Genomic DNA, 1,239 nt, shown 5'->3' with positions numbered 1-1,239 from the left:
AACAGGCAAGGCATACCGCCCGCCTTCCTCGTCCCTGCCATAGCGGGCCGCGACGCCCTGTTGCGCGTGGCCTTGGAGGGCATCGAGAATTTCCGGCGGCATCCCTTCGGTATTTCTCCCGTCCCTCTTGAACGTGTGCCGGAAGGAATGGAAGCTTTTGCGCTGTCTGTCCTCAAGCTCCAGGCTGTCAAGGAAGCGGGTAAACCAGCGCGAGAAAGCGTGGCTCGTGCGCCCCCGCACACGGTCAGGGGAGAAAGACGCAAAGAGCTTCCTCGCCGCCTGTTCTTCCGTATTCCTCCTGTTGCGTCTTCGGCGCTGTGCGTTTTCCGTCCGCTGTGCGAATGCGAGAAATCCCATTTCCAGAAGCTTCTTGTGCAGCGGAACTTTCCGCACGGATGAGGCGTTCTTGACGCGCCTGTTCGTGCTCATATCTCCGTGAATATGAATGTACCAGACGCCCTGTTCTTCCTTCACGTCCGCTTTGTCCAGTTGCCCCAGTTCTTCTATTCTCGCTCCCGTGAACAGTGCGAGCAAGACAAACCAGCGATATTCCTCAAGCTTGCTCCGCATATCCGTATTGCACAGATTCCCCATGCGCCCTTTGGTCTTGTCCTTGTGGTACAGACGTGATTCTTGGAACAGAATATTCAGGTCAGAACTGGAAAATGCTATCTTGTTTATATCTCCTCCCTGCGCTTTTACACCACTGCATGGATTGTTTTCCAGTATCCCGTTGGCAATGGCGTATTCAAAGACCGTGTGCAGTGCAGACAGATACTTTGAATTGACGGTTACGGCGGTGAGGGTCTGGCGTTCTTCTCCACGTTCTCTTTCAAGCCTGTTGAGTATTTCGGGGAGCGTCATCTGTTGGAGCCGTCTTGGAAGGCGTGTTGGGAGCTTCAGCAGGGCATCCTTGAACCTGATAATGTGTTGCCTCTTGTTGTATGCCTGAATGGGCAAATCTCCGGCAAATTCCGTGAATCTTCTGGTGGACAGTTTGAATTCCACCACAGTTCCCACAGAGAGGCTTCTTCCTTTCTCCGCAAGGTACATTTCAAAGACCTTGCTCAAGCGTGGATTCTCCTCACTTTCTGTCATCGGGTCAGCAACATTGACTTGAACGGCAGCGGTCTGGGGCAACGTGGTCTGGAGAACGGGCATTGCTCCTGCTCCATTCACCACAGGCGACAAGGGCGGAGCGGGCAGGGCGGCCCACGGTTCCCCCTCAAGACGACCGAG

1 protein-coding gene is annotated in these 1,239 nt (G+C 54.6%); it reads right to left on the bottom strand.

The genetic code is table 11. The features are described 5' to 3' along the window. On the bottom strand, positions 1-1,071 hold a 1,071-nt coding region (locus tag EII23_RS12105), incomplete at its 3' end, for a site-specific integrase (protein WP_221620412.1). Positions 1,072-1,239: the final 168 nt, after the last annotated feature.

The organism is Desulfovibrio sp. OH1186_COT-070 (assembly GCF_003860215.1).
Lineage (GTDB): Bacteria > Desulfobacterota > Desulfovibrionia > Desulfovibrionales > Desulfovibrionaceae > Desulfovibrio.
This window is presented reverse-complemented; position numbering and strand designations above follow the sequence as displayed.